Source organism: Sphingomonas sp., from assembly GCF_013816785.1.
GTDB lineage: Bacteria > Pseudomonadota > Alphaproteobacteria > Sphingomonadales > Sphingomonadaceae > Sphingomicrobium.
On record NZ_JACDDV010000047.1, the window covers coordinates 1 to 17,144 of the forward strand.

Sequence of the window (17,144 nt, forward strand, 5' to 3'; positions counted from 1 at the left end):
GGGCTCGGCTCGCGCCCGTCGATGCGCAGTGCCTGCTCGGCCAGCGCCTCCCAGCCGTGCGCGCGTACGTCGTCGACGATCGCGCAGACCGCCTCGCGCAGCGCGGCATCGTCGCGCCTGCGCGGCCGGGCTAACGCGTCGGCGCGCACCGATGGGTCGGACCAGTTGTAGCGCATCACATCATCATCTTTTCGATCGGCATGACGAGGATTGCTGACGCCCCGGCCGCCTTGAGTCGCTCAAGCGTTTCCCAGAACACCGATTCCTGACACACCGCTTGGACCGCGACATGGCCGGGCCGGCCGATCAGCGGCACGACCGTCGGGGCGTCGGCGCCGGGCAGGATTTCGCTGATCGCGGGGAGTGCCGCTTCGGGCGCGTTGAGAACGATATATTTGCTTTCTGACGTGGCGATTACGCCGTCGATGCGGGTCAGCAGCGCGTCCGCGTTTGCGCGGTGCGGACTGTCGATCGGGTTCAGCGTTCGCACCAGCACCGCCTCGCTATCGAACACGTCGGCCACCGGCGCGAGTCCGTTCGCTTCCAGTGTCGCGCCGGTCGAGACCAGGTCGCAGACGAATCGAGCGATCCCCAGTCGCGGCGCAAGCTCGACCGCGCCGCGCATGGTTACGATCTCAGCGGCGAGCCCGTGTCTGTCGAGGAACCGCGCGAGAAGGCGGGGATAGCTGGTGGCGATCCGCTGTCCGTCCAGCATCTTGAGCTGGAACAAGTTGAGCGCTTCGGGCGCGGCGATCTTCAGGCTGCACCGCCCGAACCCCAACCGGGTGACTTCCTCGATCCGCCGTTCGGGCAGGCCGAGCGAATATTCCTCGAGCACATTCTGCCCGACGATGCCCAGCTCGCAGACGCCGTCTGCGACGAACGTCGGGATATCGTCGTCTCGCACGAACATAAGGTCCAGCGGGAAATTCTCGGCGCGCGCGGCAAGGTTATTCTTGCCGCTTTCGCTGAGGCGCAGGCCGGCATCCTTCAGCAGCTGGCGCGACCGGTCCGACAGGCGGCCCGATTTCTGCACGGCCATGTGTAGGCGGTTACGATCAGGGCTCATCGCCTGGCCGTCACGCGGTCGAGCAAAAGCCGGTAGCCGCCATTATTCTCCTGGCGGAGGAAGCGAGCGACCCGGACGATGGTGGTGGTACTGACGCCGGTGGCCTCGTGGATCTCGCGATAGGTAAGCTCGCCCACGTCGAGCAGCTTGGCGACGTGCCAGCGTTCCGCGAGCGAGTGAATCTCGGCCGGTGTGCACAGGTCAGCAAGTAACGCCCTCGCGTCACCCTTCTCCTTGAGCTGGACGAGGGCCTCGGCGAGTTCGTCGGCAAGCGCCGCACGTGCGTCTGAAAGGGTCTGCTTGGGGCTCACAATTGTTCCAACGTATTAAAACGATGAAACAGATCGCTATCCCCAATTGGTTGGTTGAGCAAGGGTAGAAACGCCGAAAGGCTTAATTTGAAGAGGCTACGACCAGGCAAGCTATGCTCGGGTCAGCGGCCGCGAAGTGCGATGGGCGGCGGCGCGCTTCTGATCCTTACCGCGGCTGTTTAGGTTGTGGCACGGCGACACCGCTGCTGACGGGACATACAAAATCGATTGCCCCTTCAGTGAGTGGGCGTTGCGGCACCCAACCGCCTGACGTCCGCTTTGGATAAATCCTTGGACGGGCCGAGGGTCCGCAATGGGCGCTTGTCTGCCTTTCGGGGGTGACGTGCGCTTAGTACGGAGGCATCTTCTGCGAGCGCCAGTATTTTCCGACCGGCGTTCGCGATCTGACGGATACGGTCCGCCCTGTTGCCGCCGCGCACGATGGCGATCGGACTCGCCTCTTCCATGATAATGCCGGCGGCGGTGCAGAGCTGTTCAATCAGGTCGGTGTCCATTCCAGCCTCCTGAGAGACGACTGAGCCATGGCCCGGCGCACAAGTCGACCGCCAGCTTTCAGCCTTCTTTCGACTGGACTTCGGTTGCAGACCGAGCAGTAGTGGACACCGAGCCGCGGGCGCATTCGCCCGGCCGCTCCGCCCCGCTCGCCACGGCATCGGGGCCTCGGGTCGTGCGGCCCGAGATTCCCTCGGGCTTTCCTAAAGGAGCCCGACCATGACCGATGAGATTCTTCCCGACGCGGTGGTGTCAACCGCCCGTCCAACCAAGACTGTGATCGTCACAAAGCTGCTGTCGCGGCCGCGTGGTGCATCGCTTGGTGATATCACCAGTGTGACCGGCTGGCAGGCGCACAGCATCCGCGCCTTCCTGACCGGATTGCGCAAGAAGGGTGTGTCGCTCGAACGCGAGCAAAGAAAAGACGGCGCAACCTTCTATCGTATCAGCAAGGGCAAGCCGGCCGCCGTTGCAACGGCAGGCACCGATGAGTGAGCTCGACCGTCAATTGGCAGCGCTACCGATGATGTCGCCGACCGAGCTCAGGCAAGAGTGGCGTCGGGTCCTGAAAGGCCCGGCGCCATCAATCACGCCCGACCTGCTGCGGCGCGGCATTGCCTATCGACTGCAGGAAACAGTGCACGGCGCACTGGCCACCGGTGCAGCGCGTGAGTTGGACCAGCTTGCCCGACGCATCGCCCGCGGCGACACACCCCTCCCCGCTTCCACAATTAGGCTGAAGCCCGGAAGCCGGTTGTTGCGGACATGGCGCAACAAGACCTACGTTGTGCTCGTCGGAGACAGCGGATACATCTACGACAACCGGCTGTTCGCATCGCTCAGTATCATTGCGCGGGAAATCACCGGCACGGCCTGGTCGGGACCGAGGTTCTTCGGGCTATTGTCGAAGAGAGCCACGAGTGAGCTTGCCAATGGCTAACGTCACTCGCTGCGCAATCTACACCCGCAAATCGACCGAGGAGGGACTGGAGCAGGAGTTCAACAGCCTCGACGCTCAGCGCGAGGCGTGCGCCGCTTACATCCTAAGCCAGAAGCACGAAGGCTGGACGGCGCTTCCCGATCTGTACGACGATGGCGGATTCTCCGGCGGCAACACGCAACGACCGGGGCTGGTCCAGCTCATGGCAGATGTTGCCGCTGGGAAGGTCGACGTCATCGTCGTCTACAAGGTCGACCGACTGACCCGCAGCCTCGCTGACTTCGCCAAGATCGTCGACGTGCTCGATGCAAAGGGTGCGAGCTTCGTCTCGGTGACGCAGGCGTTCAACACAACCACGAGCATGGGCCGACTGACACTCAACGTGCTGCTGTCGTTCGCGCAATTCGAACGTGAAGTCACGGGCGAGCGCATTAGAGACAAGATTGCGGCGTCAAAGCGCAAGGGGATGTGGATGGGTGGACCGGTGGCGCTCGGCTACGAGGTTGTCGATCGCAAACTCGTCGTGAACCAAGAAGAAGCCAAGACCGTCCGCCACATCATGCGGAGCTATCTTGATCTTGGCTCGATTGCGTTGCTTGTCGAGCGTCTCAAGTGCGAGGGTCTGCGCACCAAGACGAAGCAGTTACGCACCGGCAAGGTCAGCGGCGGCGTATCCTATTGCAAGGGCGGGTTGGCTCACCTGCTCCGCAACTGCGTCTATATCGGCGAGGTCAGACACGGCGCCGCACGTTATCCCGGCGAGCATGATGCAATCGTCGATCGCGACCTCTGGGACCGCGTCCAGGCCGCCCTCAGCGATAAGGCACCCGCGCGTCAGCGTCGCGCAAACATCCAGCACCCAAGCCTCCTCGCTGGGCTCGCTTATGATGGTCATTCCCGACGCATGACCCCGAGCCATGCGGTCAAGAGCGCGAAGCGGTATCGCTATTATATTACCCAATCGGTGGGGCCCGATTGCCCGCCCGCCTGGCGCGTGCCCGCCCACGACCTTGAGCAGCTGGTGATCGCACGGCTCTGCCGGCATTTGTCCGAGGAGTCACAAGTCCAGGCCACGATCGCCGAGATGGATGAACGCCGGACTGCGGCTGTTCAAAAGGTAGAGGAGCTACTCGAAGCACCCGAGTATGAAAGAGCTGCCCTTGTCGCAGCGTTGGTCGAGCGCATCGATATCCACCGCGATCGGGTCGAGCTGCACATGCACGAAGGTATCGCGATTGACGCAGTTGCAACGTTGGTCCGATCCGGACGTCAGACCCGCCTGGTGCAGCCTGGGCTTCAGTCCGAGCGCGCCGCGCGGCGGGACGAAGGTTTGGTCAGGCTGGTAGCCAGCGCTCACGCTGCACGCATGGCGGTCGCCGGTGCAGGCGATCGACCGCTTGTGGAGGTCGCTGCGGAACAGGGGTTCACGCTGCACTACTTTTCTCAACTCGCTCGGCTTGGCAGTCTGGCTCCTGATATCGTCAGCGCTATCCTTGAAGGGCGGCAGCCTCCAGCGCTTACGCGCACGCGCCTTGCGCGGACCAAGGCGCTGCCGGTGGACTGGCCGACGCAGCGTCAGATGTTCGGGTTCGCCTGAACTTATGGTGGTAGTGCATCGCCGATGATGTGCAGCATCCAAGCAACGCATCCGGGGGCCACATTATCGAGGGACTGAGAAACAGCCGCGGAAGACGTCGACAAATGGCAGACTTACGTCTCTGCCGCCCCCGCATGCCTTTTCATGGACTCCAGGAAGTCGCAGAACCGCGCCTCTCCGTGATCACTTGAAGGAATTATCCTTCTATATCAGAGACTTAGGACTGGGTGGTGCCACGTACAGGACTCGAACCTCTGACACCCGATGTGCATCATGATGCGCAGCTTATCTGCAACGCATCCGGGGGCCACCTTTTGGGCACTCTGAGAAGCGGCCTCGATTGACGGGCCAATCTCTACCGGAATCGTCTCTGTCGCCCCCGACGCGCGTTTCAGGTCACGTAGAAAGTCGCAATACTGCGCCATTTCTAGCGCTCAATCTGGAAAAAGTCTATTAGTCTCAGACACTTAGGACTGGGTGGTGCCGCCTACAGGACTCGAACCTGTGACCCCCGCATTACGAATGCGATGCTCTACCAACTGAGCTAAGGCGGCATGGCCGTGGCGGACCGTGCGAGCAAGCGCCCCTACACGCACCGCTTGCGCTGGGCAAGCATTCGCCTGCCGCCTGCCGCCTGCCGCCTGCCGCACTGGAGTCGCCCAACGAATATGCTTAACGGTTTCGCAACGGTTTGAGGTGAAAAGTGCCCATAGTGGAATTTTTGCGGGGCTTCGAGGCGTGGACAGCTATTCCGATCATCCAGGCGAGTATGATGCGCCAGCCGTTGCGTCGGCGGCCGACATCGCCGACGCCATCGGGACCGACGAGCGGCGGATGCATGTTCGCGCCTATAATTATTGGTGCTCGCTGCTCGACGGGCGCGACTATCCGTCGATCGAGGATCTCGAGCCCGGCAACATCCACGACTTCGGGCCGCATTCGGTACTGCTCGATTTCACCGAAGGCGGGGCCAATCCGGCAACGCCCTATATCGGCACCGCGATCCGCGAAGAGTGCGCGCTAGACGACAACGTCAAGTCGATCGACGACGTTCCGAGCCGCTCGCTGCTGTCGCGGCTGACCGACCATTATTTGCAGATTATCGCCAACCGCGCGCCGGTCGGCTTTGAAGCCGAGTTCGTCAACCAGCGCGGTCGAGCGATCTGCTATCGCGGCATCCTGATGCCGTTTAGCTCGGACGGCGACACGATCGATTTCATCTACGGCGTGATCAACTGGAAGGACGTCGGCGGTGCGGATGAAGTGCCGCAAGTCCTGATCCCCGCGCTGGTCCCCTTGGCGCCCGAGCCGGTCGCCGAGGAAGAGCATCCGTTCGCACTGGACCAGGCGATCGAGGCCGGTGCGCCGCACCTTAGCTGGGAGGATGGCCCGCTCGCCGATGCCGATACGGCCGACGACCAAGAAATCGCGCCGGAGCTCGACGGCGACGCTGGCCTCGCCGACCGGCTGTGCGCCGCGCGGGAAAGCGCGGAAATTTGCAAGGCCGCCAACGGCCGCAGCCGCGCGGCGCTCTACCGCGCCCTTGCCATGGCCTATGATTTCGCGGTCGCTACCAGGCGCGTGCCCGACGATTATGCCGAAATGCTCGACGACGCCGGCGTCAAGGCGCAGGCGCGCGCGCCGATGACGCCAATCGTCAAGCTCGTGTTCGGCATCGATTACGACAAGACCCGCCTGACCGAATTTGCAGCGGCGCTCAGCCACGCCGAGCGGCACGGCATCGATTTTGGCCAGTTCGAAGCCTTTCTCGAATCCGCGAACGGCGGTCTCAAGGGATTGGTGGCCGCAGAACGCCAGGCTCGCCGTCCCCACAAGCCGGTCGAAGACAATGCCGCTGTGGCGAGAGCCAAGTTGCGCGTGTCCAGCCCGCTGGCGCTCGCCGACCTGCCGACCAACCAGGAATTCGCTCTGGTCCTGACCCGCCGCAACGCCGCCGGCGTTCACGAAGTGGTCGAACTGGTCGCCGACGCTGCCCTGCTCGAGAGCGCCTTGCGCCGCTCGGCGCGCTAGCGAACCGCCTCCGACTGTTGCCTAAAAGAGCGCACGGGCCTAGGCCCCCGCGCATCGCCAGGCATGCGGAGCAAATCGGGATTATGACGGCCACCAAGCGCGCGGAATCGGCAACCCTGGACAGGTTGCAGGAAGCGCTTCTGGGCAATGCTCTCCTGGGCGAATTGGACGGCTTCACGCCGGACCAGCAAGTCGAGGCGGCGCGCTTCATCCATCAGGTCGCCGCGACGCGTCGCCCAGGCGAATTGGCGATCGAGGTCGAATCGACCGGGGGCGAAGCAGGGCGTCGCCGCATGCGCATCGCGATCGTCAACGACGACATGCCGTTTCTGGTAGATTCGGTCGCCAACGCCATCGCCGCGCGGCACCTCACCATCCATCGCCTGCTTCACCCGGTGGTCTGTGTCGATCGTGATGACAAAGGTCGATTGATCGACATCGGCGCGTTGTGCACCGACAAAAACCATCGCGAATCGATGATGTACGTCGAACTCGATCGCGCTGACGCGCGCGGGCGCCGCAGTCTTGCCGACGATTTGCGAGTGGTCCTGACCGATGTGCGTGTCTCGGTTCGCGACTGGCGCAAACTCCAGGAACAGATGCACGCCGACGCTGCCTTGATCGATGACTCTGAAGGGGCCGCGCTGCTCAACTGGTTCGCCGACGGCGCGATGACCCTGCTCGGCTATCAAGTCGAGCGCCCCGGCGAGGAACCGTCCAATACGCTCGGTTTCCTTTCAATTCCGGGTGCGCCAACCGACAAGGGCGGCAGCATCGGCGCGATCCGCTATTTCGAAAAAGGCGGATCGGTGCCGCTGATCGCCAAGGCGGAGCGGATCTCGACCGTTCACCGGCGCGTGCCGCTCGACCTGGTCGTCGTGCCGATCCGGGAAGGTCGGAAGATTACCGGGATCGGCGTCCATGCCGGCCTGTGGACCAGCCAGGCGCTGATCCTTCCCACCGAGGAAGTGCCTGTCCTGCGCCGACGGCTTGCGGAGCTCGACCAAGCTTTCGGATTTGACCCCGGCGGCCACAGCGGCAAGGCGCTGCGCCATGCCGTGGCCTCGGTACCGCGAGATCTGCTAATCAACCTCAGCCCCCAAAGCGGCCGCGACTTGGTCACGATGGCCATGTCGCTGGCCGACCGCCCGCGCTCGGCGCTGCTGCTGCTGCGCAGCATCCTCAAGGGTCATTTGTTCGCCTTCGTGTGGCTGCCACGCGACGAACTCAACACCCGCCGCCGGATCGACATCGGGCGGATGCTGGAAGAAGCTACGGGCCGCGACGTGACCAGCTGGTCGGTCGAGCTCGGCGAAGGCGATCTTGCACTGATCCGATACACGCTCGACATTGAAAGCGACGCCCCAACGCCCAACGTCACCGACCTGAACCGCAAGCTCGATGCAATGGTCCGAGGCTGGGGCCCCAATGTCGAAGAGTCACTGATCGACCTGGTCGGGCTGGGCCGCGCGACCCGGCTTGCGCTTGGCTATGTCGGCGAATTTCACGAGGATTATCGCGCGCGCACCGGCCCTGCCGAGGCGGCGGCCGACATCGTCCGTCTCGACCGGTTGCACGATGACCGGCAACGGGACGCGCGCTTTTATCGCGATACGGACGGGCAAAATGCGCGGCTCCGCCTGAAAATCTATCGCCGAGGGGGTCTTATTCCCTTGTCCGATGCGGTCCCGGTGCTCGAGAATTTCGGCTTCCGAGTGCTCGAAGAGGTTCCGACCGAACTCGACGGGGCATCGCGCGGGCACATTCACGACTGTTTGCTGGAAATGTCGGCAGATACGTCGATCGACGATGTTTTTGCCCGGGCGCCCATGATCGAGAAAGCGATCGGCGACGTGCTCGGCGGGCAGGCCGAGAATGACGCATTCAATCAGCTGGTGTTGTTCGCCGGTCTGGAGACCAGCGCGGTGGTCTGGCTGCGCGCCTGGTTCCGCTATCTGCGCCAAACCGGCGTGGCCTATGGCTTGGCGACGGTCGTAGACGCGCTGAGACGCGCCCCGGCCGCGACCAAGGCTCTGATCCGGCTGTTCGGCGCGGCTCACGATCCGACGGCGAACGGCGGGCGAAAGGCCGCGATCGCCGACCAATCAAGGTCATTCGACCAAGCCTTGGTCGAGGTGCGCGGAATCGACGACGACCGCATCCTGCGCCTGATGCGCGCGGTCGTCGGCGCCACATTGAGGACTAACGCTTTCGCTCCTGCGGCTGCCGAAGCTCTCGCCTTCAAGATTGATTCCAGGCAGATCCCGGGACTGCCCGCGCCGATCCCCTATCGCGAAATCTGGGTCTATTCGCCACGGATCGAGGGGATCCACCTGCGCGGCGGGCCGATCGCTCGGGGCGGCCTTCGCTGGTCCGACCGGCGCGATGACTTCCGCACCGAAATCCTGGGGTTGATGAAAGCCCAGCTGGTTAAGAATGCGGTGATCGTCCCGACCGGCGCCAAGGGCGGCTTCTATCCCAAGCAGTTGCCTTCCCCGGCCGCCGACCGCGATGCGTGGTTGGCCGAGGGAACCGAAAGCTACCGCATCTTCATCCGTTCGCTGCTTTCGGTCACCGACAACATCGTCGAAGACAAGGTCGTCCACCCCGATCAGGTCGTCATCCACGATGACGAGGATCCCTATTTCGTCGTCGCCGCCGACAAGGGCACCGCAGCTTTTTCCGACGTCGCCAACGCCATCGCCCTGGAACGGGGGTTCTGGCTGGGCGATGCGTTCGCCAGCGGCGGGTCGAATGGCTACGACCATAAGGCGATGGGCATCACCGCCAGGGGGGCGTGGATATCGGTCCAGCGCCATTTCCTGGAACAGGGAACCGACGTCCAGCGCAGTTCGATCCGCATCGCCGGCTGCGGCGACATGTCGGGCGATGTGTTCGGCAACGGCATGCTGATGTCCGAATGCCTTCAGCTGGTCGCCGCCTTCGACCACCGCCACATCTTCATCGATCCCGATCCCGACCCGCCGAGGAGCTTTGCCGAACGAAAACGGATGTTCGAGCTGCCGCGGTCAAGCTGGGACGATTACGACCGGAAGGCGCTCTCTAAGGGTGGGATGATCATCCCGCGGAGCCAGAAGTCGATCGACCTGACCCCCCAAGCCTGCGCCGCTCTGGACATCGAGGGGACGGTGAGCGACCCGACGAGCCTGATCACCGCGATACTCAAAAGCCCGGTCGATCTTCTCTGGTTCGGCGGCATCGGCACCTACATTAAGGCGTCGGGCGAGACCCATGCCCAGGTCGGCGATCCCGCCAATGACGCACTGCGCGTCGATGCGCGCGAGGTTCGCGCCAAGGTCATCGGTGAAGGCGCCAACCTGGCCATCAACCAGGCCGGGCGGATCGAGTTTGCGATGAACGGTGGACGGATCAACACCGACTTCATCGACAATTCGGCCGGCGTCGATTGTTCGGACAATGAGGTCAACATCAAGATTCCGCTCAACCGCGAAATGCGCGAGGGGCGTCTGGAAGAGGGCAAGCGCAACATTTTGCTGGCGCGGATGACCGACGAAGTCAGCGATTTGGTGCTCGAGGATAATCGGCTGCAGACCCTGGCCCTGTCGATTGCCGAGGCGCGCGGGCCAGCCGGCCTGCCCGGCTTCGTCCGCACGATCGAAATGCTTGAGGCCTCCGGACGGCTCGATCGCAGGGTCGAAGGGCTGGAAAGCAGCGATGCCCTCCTGCGCCGGGGACTCGACGGTCGCGGGCTGACGCGGCCCGAATTGGCGGTGGTGCTGTCGATGTCGAAGCTGATGCTTCAGTCCGCGGCCGAGGAATTGAAGCTGGCCGACGACCCGACAATGGATGCCGAGTTGATGGAGGCCTTCCCCGCGCCGATGCGCAAGCTGCACGCCGACGCTCTCCGCGTCCATCGCCTGCGCCACCAGATTATCGCCACGAAGATCGCCAACCGCCTCGTCAACCGACTGGGCCCGAGCGTCGCGCTCGACATGACTGAAGAGGAAGGCGTCAGCCTGCCGCAGGTTGTGACTGCGTTCCTGGTTACCGAGCGACTGCTCGACCTGAAGGTGTTGTGGGCGCGGATCGAGGATGCCAAGATCAGCGAGCAAGTGCGGATCGAGTTATTTGCGGCGGCCGCCAAGACCATTCGCCTCCACCTCAGCGACGTCATCCGGGCCGCGGGTGGCGAAACCGGCGTCGCGGCCTTGAGCGAACTGCTTCGACCCGGGCTCGACAAGGTATCGGCGAAAACGTCGGGTCTCATCCGCGACGAGGTTCGCGGCGAAGCGATGGCGCGGCGCGTGCGGCTTGAAAAGCTCGGCGCCTCCGCGGAGATCGTCGATGCGTTGATCTGCCTCTATGAGCTTGACGGCGTGTTCGGCATTTCCGCGCTCGGCGCGCGCAAGGGTCTCGACGAACTCGCCGTGACGCGGGCCTATACTCGGCTTGGCGAAGTGCTTGGCATCGACTGGGCGCATCAGCAGGTCGCGAGCTTCGTGCCGTCGGACCATTGGGAGCGGCTGCTGACTGCCGGTCTGTCGCGCGACTTCGAGCAGTTGCGAATCGACTTCCTGAACCGGGTCCGCGGCGAAGATCCCGACGAGAGCGTCGAGCGCTGGGTCGACCGCAATCCCAAGCGCATCGCCCAGTTCCGCGCGCTGATCGACCGTGCGAAATTGTCGGGCGCGACCAGTTCCGCGATGCTGGCTCAGATCGCCAGCCAAGCCCGAGTCCTTCTGTCCCGATGAAACGCGCCGCCGTCCTCGTTCCCGCCCCGGATTTCGTGGAAGAATGGGATTGGGCCTATGACGTCGAGGCCGACGCCCTGCGGCGCGGCGGATTTGAGGTCGAGGCGCGGCCGTGGACGGAGCCGGGCGATCTATCCGGCTTCGACGTTGTCCTACCGCTGGTCGTCTGGGGCTACCATCTCGATCCGCCGCGTTGGCATGCGCTGCTCGACCGGCTTGAGCGAGAGGCAGCCGTCACCCTCAACCCGATTCCGCTGCTGCGCTGGAACAGCGACAAGCGCTATCTCGCAGAACTAAGCCGCGTCGGCGTATCGACCGTTCCGATGCGATTGGTCGAGGCAATCGACGAAGCCGCTCTCAACGCTGCGCGCGCTGAGTTCGGCGATATGCTGGTCATCAAGCCGCCGGTGTCCGCGGCGGCCGACGGCACGCACCGGCTCGCCGCCGCCGATCCGCTACCCGAAGAGGCGCGCGGCAAAGCGATGTTGGTCCAACCCTATCTCGCTACGGTCGCTTCCGAAGGCGAATATTCGATCATGCTGTTCGGCGGAACGTTTAGCCACGCCATCGTCAAACGACCCAAAGCGGGCGATTATCGCGTCCAGCCCCATCTCGGCGGTCGCGAGGAAAAATGCGTCGCCCCGGAGGGCGCGGTCGATCTCGCCAAGGCCGCGCTGGCCGCCGCGCCGGTCGAAGCGGCCTATGCCCGCGTCGACCTGGTCCGGCTGCCCGATGGCCGGCTGGCAGTCATGGAGCTGGAACTGATCGAGCCCTCGCTGTGGCTCCAGCACGCCCCTGACCAAGGGGCGTCATTCGCCGCCGCGATTGCCCAGCGCGCGCAACAATAGCCACTGACGAATGGTCGAGGTCAGGTTGGGCGGCGGCACGCTGTCGAGCCGATCTGCATCGATCCGCGCGATAAGCGCGTTGAGCGGCAAGCCCATGTCGGTCGCCACCTCTTCAAGCGCGCTCCAGAACAGGGGCTCGAGGCTGATCGACGTTTCATGCCCGGCGATCGTCACCGACCTTTTGGTGGGAACGCCAAACGCCATCAATACATGTGCTGCCCGCCGTTGATCGACAGCGTCGAACCGGTCACGAAGCCGGCATTTTCGTCGACCAGGAAAGCTACCCCACGGGCAATTTCGTCGGCCTTGCCAAGGCGGTTGACGGGAATTTTGGCTATTATCTTGCCGAGCACTTCGTGCGGAACCGCCGCGACCATGTCGGTATCGATGTAGCCCGGCGCGATGGCGTTGACGGTAACCCCGCTACGCGCGCCCTCCTGCGCCAACGCCTTGGTGAAGCCGTGGATACCCGATTTGGCCGCAGCGTAGTTAACCTGGCCGTACTGCCCCGCCTGGCCGTTGATCGATCCAATGTTGACGATCCGGCCATAGCCGCGCCCTTGCATTCCTTCGAACACGGCCTTGGCCATGTTGAAGCAGCCGCCGAGATTGGTGTCGATCACCTCCTGCCACTTTTGGTGATCCATTCGCTTCATGGTTGTGTCGCGGGTAATGCCGGCGTTGTTGACCAGCACGTCGACGGGGCCGAGATCGGCCTCGATCTGCCCGACGCCGTCTATGCACGCCTGGTGATCGGCGACATCGAATTTATAGATTTGGATGCCCGTCCGCTGGCTGAATGAGCGCGCGCGGTCATCGTTGCCGGCATAGGTTGCCGCGACCTTCATGCCCAAATCGCTGAGCGCGATGCTAATCGCCTCGCCGATCCCGCGCGTGCCGCCGGTGACGATTGCCACTCGTGCCATATTCTCTCTCCTGGGTTTTGCCGGCTGGACTAGGCCGAAGGCCACCATCCGGCAAGTTCGCGGCGGATCAACGCGTCGAGCATCGTCATCCCCTCGTCACTATCATTGAGGCAATCGAGGCGCGCAAAATGCGTGCCGCCCGCTGCCATAAAATCGGCGCGGCCGCGAATGCCCAGTTCCTCGATCGTCTCCAGGCAGTCGGCCGAAAAGCCCGGGGCAGCGATCACAATCTTGCGCACGCCTTCGCCCGGGTAGGCCTTGAGCACCACATCGGTCGCTGGCTCTAGCCACTTGGCCCGCCCAAAGCGCGACTGGAAGGCGACATCGATATCGCGCCCCATCGCTTCGCCGAGCAACCGCGCGGTCTTGCGGCAATGGCAATGATAGGGATCGCCCAACTCGAGCGTCCGCTGCGGCATGCCGTGGAAGCTGAGCAGCAGTCGCTCGGGCGAAAAGTCGAGCGTGGCCAATTGTCGCTCCAAATCGGCCTTGAGCGCTCCGATGTAGAGCGGATCGTCATGATAGGGAGGCATCGTCCGCAGCGCCGGCTGCCACCGCAGCGCGCCGATTGCCGCGAAGGTCGCGTCCATCGCGCTGGCCGTCGTCGCCGCGCAATATTGCGGATAAAGCGGCGCCGCCAGGAGGCGCGTCGCACCCGCCTGAAGCAGCCGCTCGATCGCGTCGGCAATGCCCGGATTGCCATAGCGCATCGCCCACTCGACCAGCACGCCGTCGCCGAGCCGCGCCTGCAACGCTTTGGCTTGGCGGGCGGTGATCGCGGCGAGCGGCGATCCCTCCTTCGTCCACACCTGGCGGTAAGCATGCGCGCTCTTTTTCGGTCGCGTGCGCAAGATGATTCCATGGAGAATTGGGGCCCACACCAGGCGGGGGATCTCGATCACCCGCCGGTCCGACAGGAACTCCGCCAGGTACCTGCGCACCGCTCCAGCTTCGGGCGCGTCGGGCGTGCCGAGGTTGATCAACAGCACGCCGACCCGGGGCGTCGGTATCGCGGGATGGTTGGGCGGCGATATCATGCAACCGCCATCGGGTCGAACGGCAGCGAACGCAATCTCTTGCCCGAAACCGCGGCAATTGCGTTAGCGACGGCGGGTGCCAACACTGCCATGCCGAGCGAGCTGATTCCGCCCGGCGCTTCACCGCTATGAAGCAGCTCGACCTCGATCTCGGGCACCTCGTGCAATCGCTCGAATCCACGGCCGCGCAACGGTGTCGCGCGCGGCATTCCCGCGGCAAATTCGGGCGCTGGGACGCTCGCGGCGGCCAGCGCGGCGATCAGGCCGCCTTCGACCTGCTGCCGAACCAAGTCCGGATTCACGATCCGCCCGGCGTCGACCGCGGCGGTCATCTTGCCGACCTTGATACGCTGATTGGCGCCAATGCTCGCGTTGACCATCAGCCCGACGTGACTCCCGTCGAGCGAGGCGCAGGCCAAGCCCATGCTGCTGCCCGGCGCACCGCCGTCCCAGCCGCCGATCGCCGCGGCGGTGGTCACCGCCCGCGCCAGCCGCGGCGCCCCGCCCAACATGCCGATGCGATAGGCGAGCGGCTCGGCGCCCAGGGCGCGCGCCATTTCGTCGACGAAGCTCTCGGTTAGAAAGGTCATCATCGCCGCATCGCCGCCGCGCATATAGCCTACACGGATGGGCAAATCGGCGGAAACTGCGTCGATGCGGATTGCCGGTATACCGTAGGACGGCACCGCGCCGCGCGGCGCGAATGCCGGCGCGCCCTTGCCCAGCGCCCGTGCCAACGACGCCTCGAGCCCGGCCATTCCGACCAGCCGCGCGCTCCAGGCCGCGATTGTCCCGTCGGGCGCGGGCAATGCCGCCAACCGCGCCAACAAGGGTGGGCGCACCGGATCCTGGGTCTGCGCGGTCGCCGGGGGCAGCGCCAGGCTGACCGGCCGCCCGGATACCTTGGCCAGCTCGACTGCGATGGCCACCGCCTCGATCTCGACCGCGCGGCCCGACCCGTCGCCGACCGGCATCGGATAGAGCGTAACTTCGCGTTCACCCAGGCCTGCCGCCTTGGCCGCCGCACGCCGCGCCAGGTCAGGGGCTTGAGTCCCAGTCCATATTTCGAGCCGATCGCCGCTGAACCGAGCCACCGCCGCCGGCGCTTCAAGGGAATGGTGCGGCGTCGCGGCGATGGCATAGGTCGCCGCCAGCGGGCGCGAGCCTTGGGTAGCCTTGTCATAGTCGCCGCGCTCGAACAGCCGCTTCGCGCTGCCCCCATCGAGCAACTCGGCCAGCCGCGCATCGATCTCGGTCGTTCCCGCATGCGCCGGCCCATTGAATATCGGCTCGGACCGCTGCAACGCCCGGTCCGCCGCCCACCAACTCTGCCCAATCGCCGCGATCCAGTTTTCCCGCACGACCAGATCGATTAGCCCTGCCTGCCTCCTGGCCGCGCCGCGCGAAAAGCCGTTGAGCCGTCCGCCTGGCGGTGCCATCCGCACCGAGGCGAAGACCATTCGCGGCAGGCGCACGTCGGCGGCGAAGCGCAGGCCGCCGTCGCTCTTGGCCGGCAGGTCGAGCCGAGGCAGCCCCTCGCCGACCAGCTTGCCGGCGCCCGCGGACCGCAATGTCGGATGTTCGGGCGGCGATAGCCCCGCCGCGTCCGCCGATACATCGCCGAACCGCAATTGCTTGCCCTCGTGGAGGACGAACCCGCCATCGGTATCGCATTCCGCGGCACTCACCCCCCAGCGAGCCGCAGCGGCGGCGCAAAGCATTGACCGCGCGATCGCCGCCGCTTCGCGCAGCGGCATCTCGAAGGCGCGGATCGAACTGGCGCCCGCCGTCACCCGTGTCGTCACCCGATAATCGCGCGCAACCAGTCGATTGGCATAAATCCCAGAATGGGGCGCGGGTTCGACCCCCATCGCCTCCCACGCCGCGCCTAGTTCGTCGGCGGCGACTTGCGCTAGGCCGGTCCAGATCCCCTGCCCGACTTCGACCTGCGGAACCGCCAGCGTCACCCGACCATCGGTCGCGATCCTGAGATAGGGGCCAAACACGCCTTCGCGCGGGCCTGGACGGAGAGGCGTTCCTTCGCGGCGAGGCCAGGCGACGAAGGCGACCACCAGTCCAACCCCGGCGCCGCCGCCGATCAACAGGGTACGGCGGTCGAGTGATACTCCCGGAAGCTTCATCGTCAGCCGGCGAATTTCAGCTTGAGCGCGACGCGGTCGATCTTGCCGGTCCCAAGCCGCGGCAAGGGCTCTTCGGAAAAGCTCATCCGCGCCGGGATCTTGAACGCCGCCAGCCGCCCGTCGAGGAATACACGCAGATCTTGCTCGCTGAGCGTGCATCCTTCGCGCCGGTGGAGCACGGCTATCGGCACTTCACCCAGCCGCTCGTCGGGCGCAGCGAACACTGCTGCCTCGGCGATGCCTTCGCAGCCGTACAGCGCCGCTTCGACCTCGGCCGCAGAGATATTCTCGCCCCCGCGGATGATGATGTCCTTCTTCCGGTCGACGATGAACAAATACCCATCATCGTCGAGGTAGCCGATGTCGCCGGTCTTCATGTAGCCGTCGGGAGTGAAGGCGGCTGCGGTCGCTTCGGCGTCGTTCCAATAGCCCTTGATGTTGGCCGCCGAGCGAATCGCGATCTCGCCGCTCTGGTTGGGTCCTAATTGGGCATCGGCAGCACTGAGAATCACGACCTCGACCAGCGGCAGCGCGCGCCCGGTCGAGGCCGGCTTGGCGGTGTAGTTGCCCCAATAATTGCCGCAACCGACGGCATTGGTTTCGGTCAGACCATAGCCCAGCGCGGGTTGCGAATTGGGAAAGGCATGACGCAGCCGCTCGACATGCGCGACCGGGCGCGGCGCCCCGCCGCCGGTAATGTCGGTCAGGGTCGACAGATCATAATTGTCCCGGTCGGGGTGATTCATCAACTCCAGGCTCATCGTCGGGACGCCGACGAAATAGGTCACCTTCTCGCGCTCGATCAGGCGCAGCGCTTCGCCCGCGTCCCACTTGGGCATCAGGATCATGCCGCGGCCGATGACGAAGCTGTTGAGCAGCAGGGGCACTTCGCCCGTGACATGGAACAGGGGCACGCCGACCAAAGTGCGCGGCGGATTGACCGGGGGGCGCCCCTCCGACTGTAGAATGCGGAGAAGGGTCAGGATGCTGGCCGCATA

The 17,144-nt window shown here is 64.7% G+C and carries 14 protein-coding genes and 1 tRNA gene; 6 read left to right on the plus strand and 9 right to left on the minus strand.

Annotated features, from left to right (window positions below):
- Positions 1 to 175: 175 nt before the first annotated feature.
- From hisG to H0W65_RS09810, 3 genes are all read right to left on the minus strand, one after another.
- Entirely contained in the window at positions 176 to 1,069 is an 894-nt protein-coding gene (gene hisG / locus H0W65_RS09800; protein ID WP_294007100.1) for an ATP phosphoribosyltransferase, read from the minus strand.
- Positions 1,066 to 1,380 (minus strand): YerC/YecD family TrpR-related protein, encoded by a 315-nt coding sequence (locus H0W65_RS09805; RefSeq protein WP_294007103.1) that lies wholly within the window; start codon positions 1,378 to 1,380, stop codon positions 1,066 to 1,068. The genes hisG and H0W65_RS09805 overlap by 4 nt, the downstream gene beginning before the upstream one ends.
- A gap of 236 nt (positions 1,381 to 1,616) precedes the next feature.
- The gene (locus tag H0W65_RS09810) at positions 1,617 to 1,895 is read right to left on the minus strand and encodes a hypothetical protein (protein WP_294007106.1); all 279 of its coding nucleotides are present in this window, start codon (positions 1,893 to 1,895) and stop codon (positions 1,617 to 1,619) included.
- A gap of 217 nt (positions 1,896 to 2,112) precedes the next feature.
- Here H0W65_RS09810 and H0W65_RS09815 point away from each other — a divergent pair, with 217 nt between their 5' ends.
- From H0W65_RS09815 to H0W65_RS09825, 3 genes are read left to right on the plus strand one after another with little or no spacing between them, the layout of a single operon-like run.
- Positions 2,113 to 2,388, plus strand: a complete 276-nt coding sequence (locus tag H0W65_RS09815; RefSeq protein WP_294007109.1) for a DUF3489 domain-containing protein — start codon at positions 2,113 to 2,115, stop codon at positions 2,386 to 2,388.
- Entirely contained in the window at positions 2,381 to 2,833 is a 453-nt protein-coding gene (locus H0W65_RS09820; RefSeq protein WP_294007112.1) for a DUF2924 domain-containing protein, read from the plus strand. Before H0W65_RS09815 ends, H0W65_RS09820 begins: the two co-directional genes overlap by 8 nt.
- Positions 2,826 to 4,430 (plus strand): recombinase family protein, encoded by a 1,605-nt coding sequence (locus H0W65_RS09825; protein ID WP_294007115.1) that lies wholly within the window; start codon positions 2,826 to 2,828, stop codon positions 4,428 to 4,430. Before H0W65_RS09820 ends, H0W65_RS09825 begins: the two co-directional genes overlap by 8 nt.
- Before the next feature lie 478 nt (positions 4,431 to 4,908).
- Here the strand turns inward: H0W65_RS09825 and H0W65_RS09830 are convergent.
- Positions 4,909 to 4,984 (minus strand) — tRNA-Thr (locus tag H0W65_RS09830).
- Between the two features lie 184 nt (positions 4,985 to 5,168).
- Here H0W65_RS09830 and H0W65_RS09835 point away from each other — a divergent pair.
- From H0W65_RS09835 to H0W65_RS09845, 3 genes are all read left to right on the plus strand, one after another.
- A complete protein-coding gene (locus H0W65_RS09835) occupies positions 5,169 to 6,461 on the plus strand; it encodes a hypothetical protein (protein WP_294007118.1) in 1,293 nt (430 codons plus the stop codon).
- A gap of 83 nt (positions 6,462 to 6,544) precedes the next feature.
- A complete protein-coding gene (locus tag H0W65_RS09840) occupies positions 6,545 to 11,194 on the plus strand; it encodes an NAD-glutamate dehydrogenase domain-containing protein (RefSeq protein WP_294007121.1) in 4,650 nt (1,549 codons plus the stop codon).
- Entirely contained in the window at positions 11,191 to 12,042 is an 852-nt protein-coding gene (locus tag H0W65_RS09845) for a hypothetical protein (protein ID WP_294007124.1), read from the plus strand. Before H0W65_RS09840 ends, H0W65_RS09845 begins: the two co-directional genes overlap by 4 nt.
- Here H0W65_RS09845 and H0W65_RS09850 read toward each other — a convergent pair.
- The 5 genes from H0W65_RS09850 to H0W65_RS09870 all read right to left on the minus strand — a co-directional run.
- On the minus strand, positions 12,004 to 12,246 hold the full coding sequence (locus H0W65_RS09850; protein ID WP_294007126.1) for a ribbon-helix-helix domain-containing protein: 243 nt from the start codon (positions 12,244 to 12,246) through the stop codon (positions 12,004 to 12,006). The two genes, H0W65_RS09845 and H0W65_RS09850, sit on opposite strands and share 39 nt — an antisense overlap.
- Positions 12,246 to 12,968, minus strand: coding sequence for an acetoacetyl-CoA reductase (gene phbB, locus H0W65_RS09855; protein WP_294007129.1), 723 nt, complete (start codon positions 12,966 to 12,968; stop codon positions 12,246 to 12,248). The genes H0W65_RS09850 and phbB overlap by 1 nt, the downstream gene beginning before the upstream one ends.
- A 29-nt stretch (positions 12,969 to 12,997) precedes the next feature.
- Positions 12,998 to 14,005 (minus strand): ferrochelatase, encoded by a 1,008-nt coding sequence (hemH, locus tag H0W65_RS09860; RefSeq protein ID WP_294007131.1) that lies wholly within the window; start codon positions 14,003 to 14,005, stop codon positions 12,998 to 13,000.
- Positions 14,002 to 16,146, minus strand: coding sequence for a molybdopterin cofactor-binding domain-containing protein (locus H0W65_RS09865; protein WP_294007133.1), 2,145 nt, complete (start codon positions 16,144 to 16,146; stop codon positions 14,002 to 14,004). The genes hemH and H0W65_RS09865 overlap by 4 nt, the downstream gene beginning before the upstream one ends.
- A 2-nt stretch (positions 16,147 to 16,148) precedes the next feature.
- The coding region (locus tag H0W65_RS09870) for a class I adenylate-forming enzyme family protein (RefSeq protein ID WP_294007136.1) at positions 16,149 to 17,144 on the minus strand (996 nt) is incomplete at its 5' end.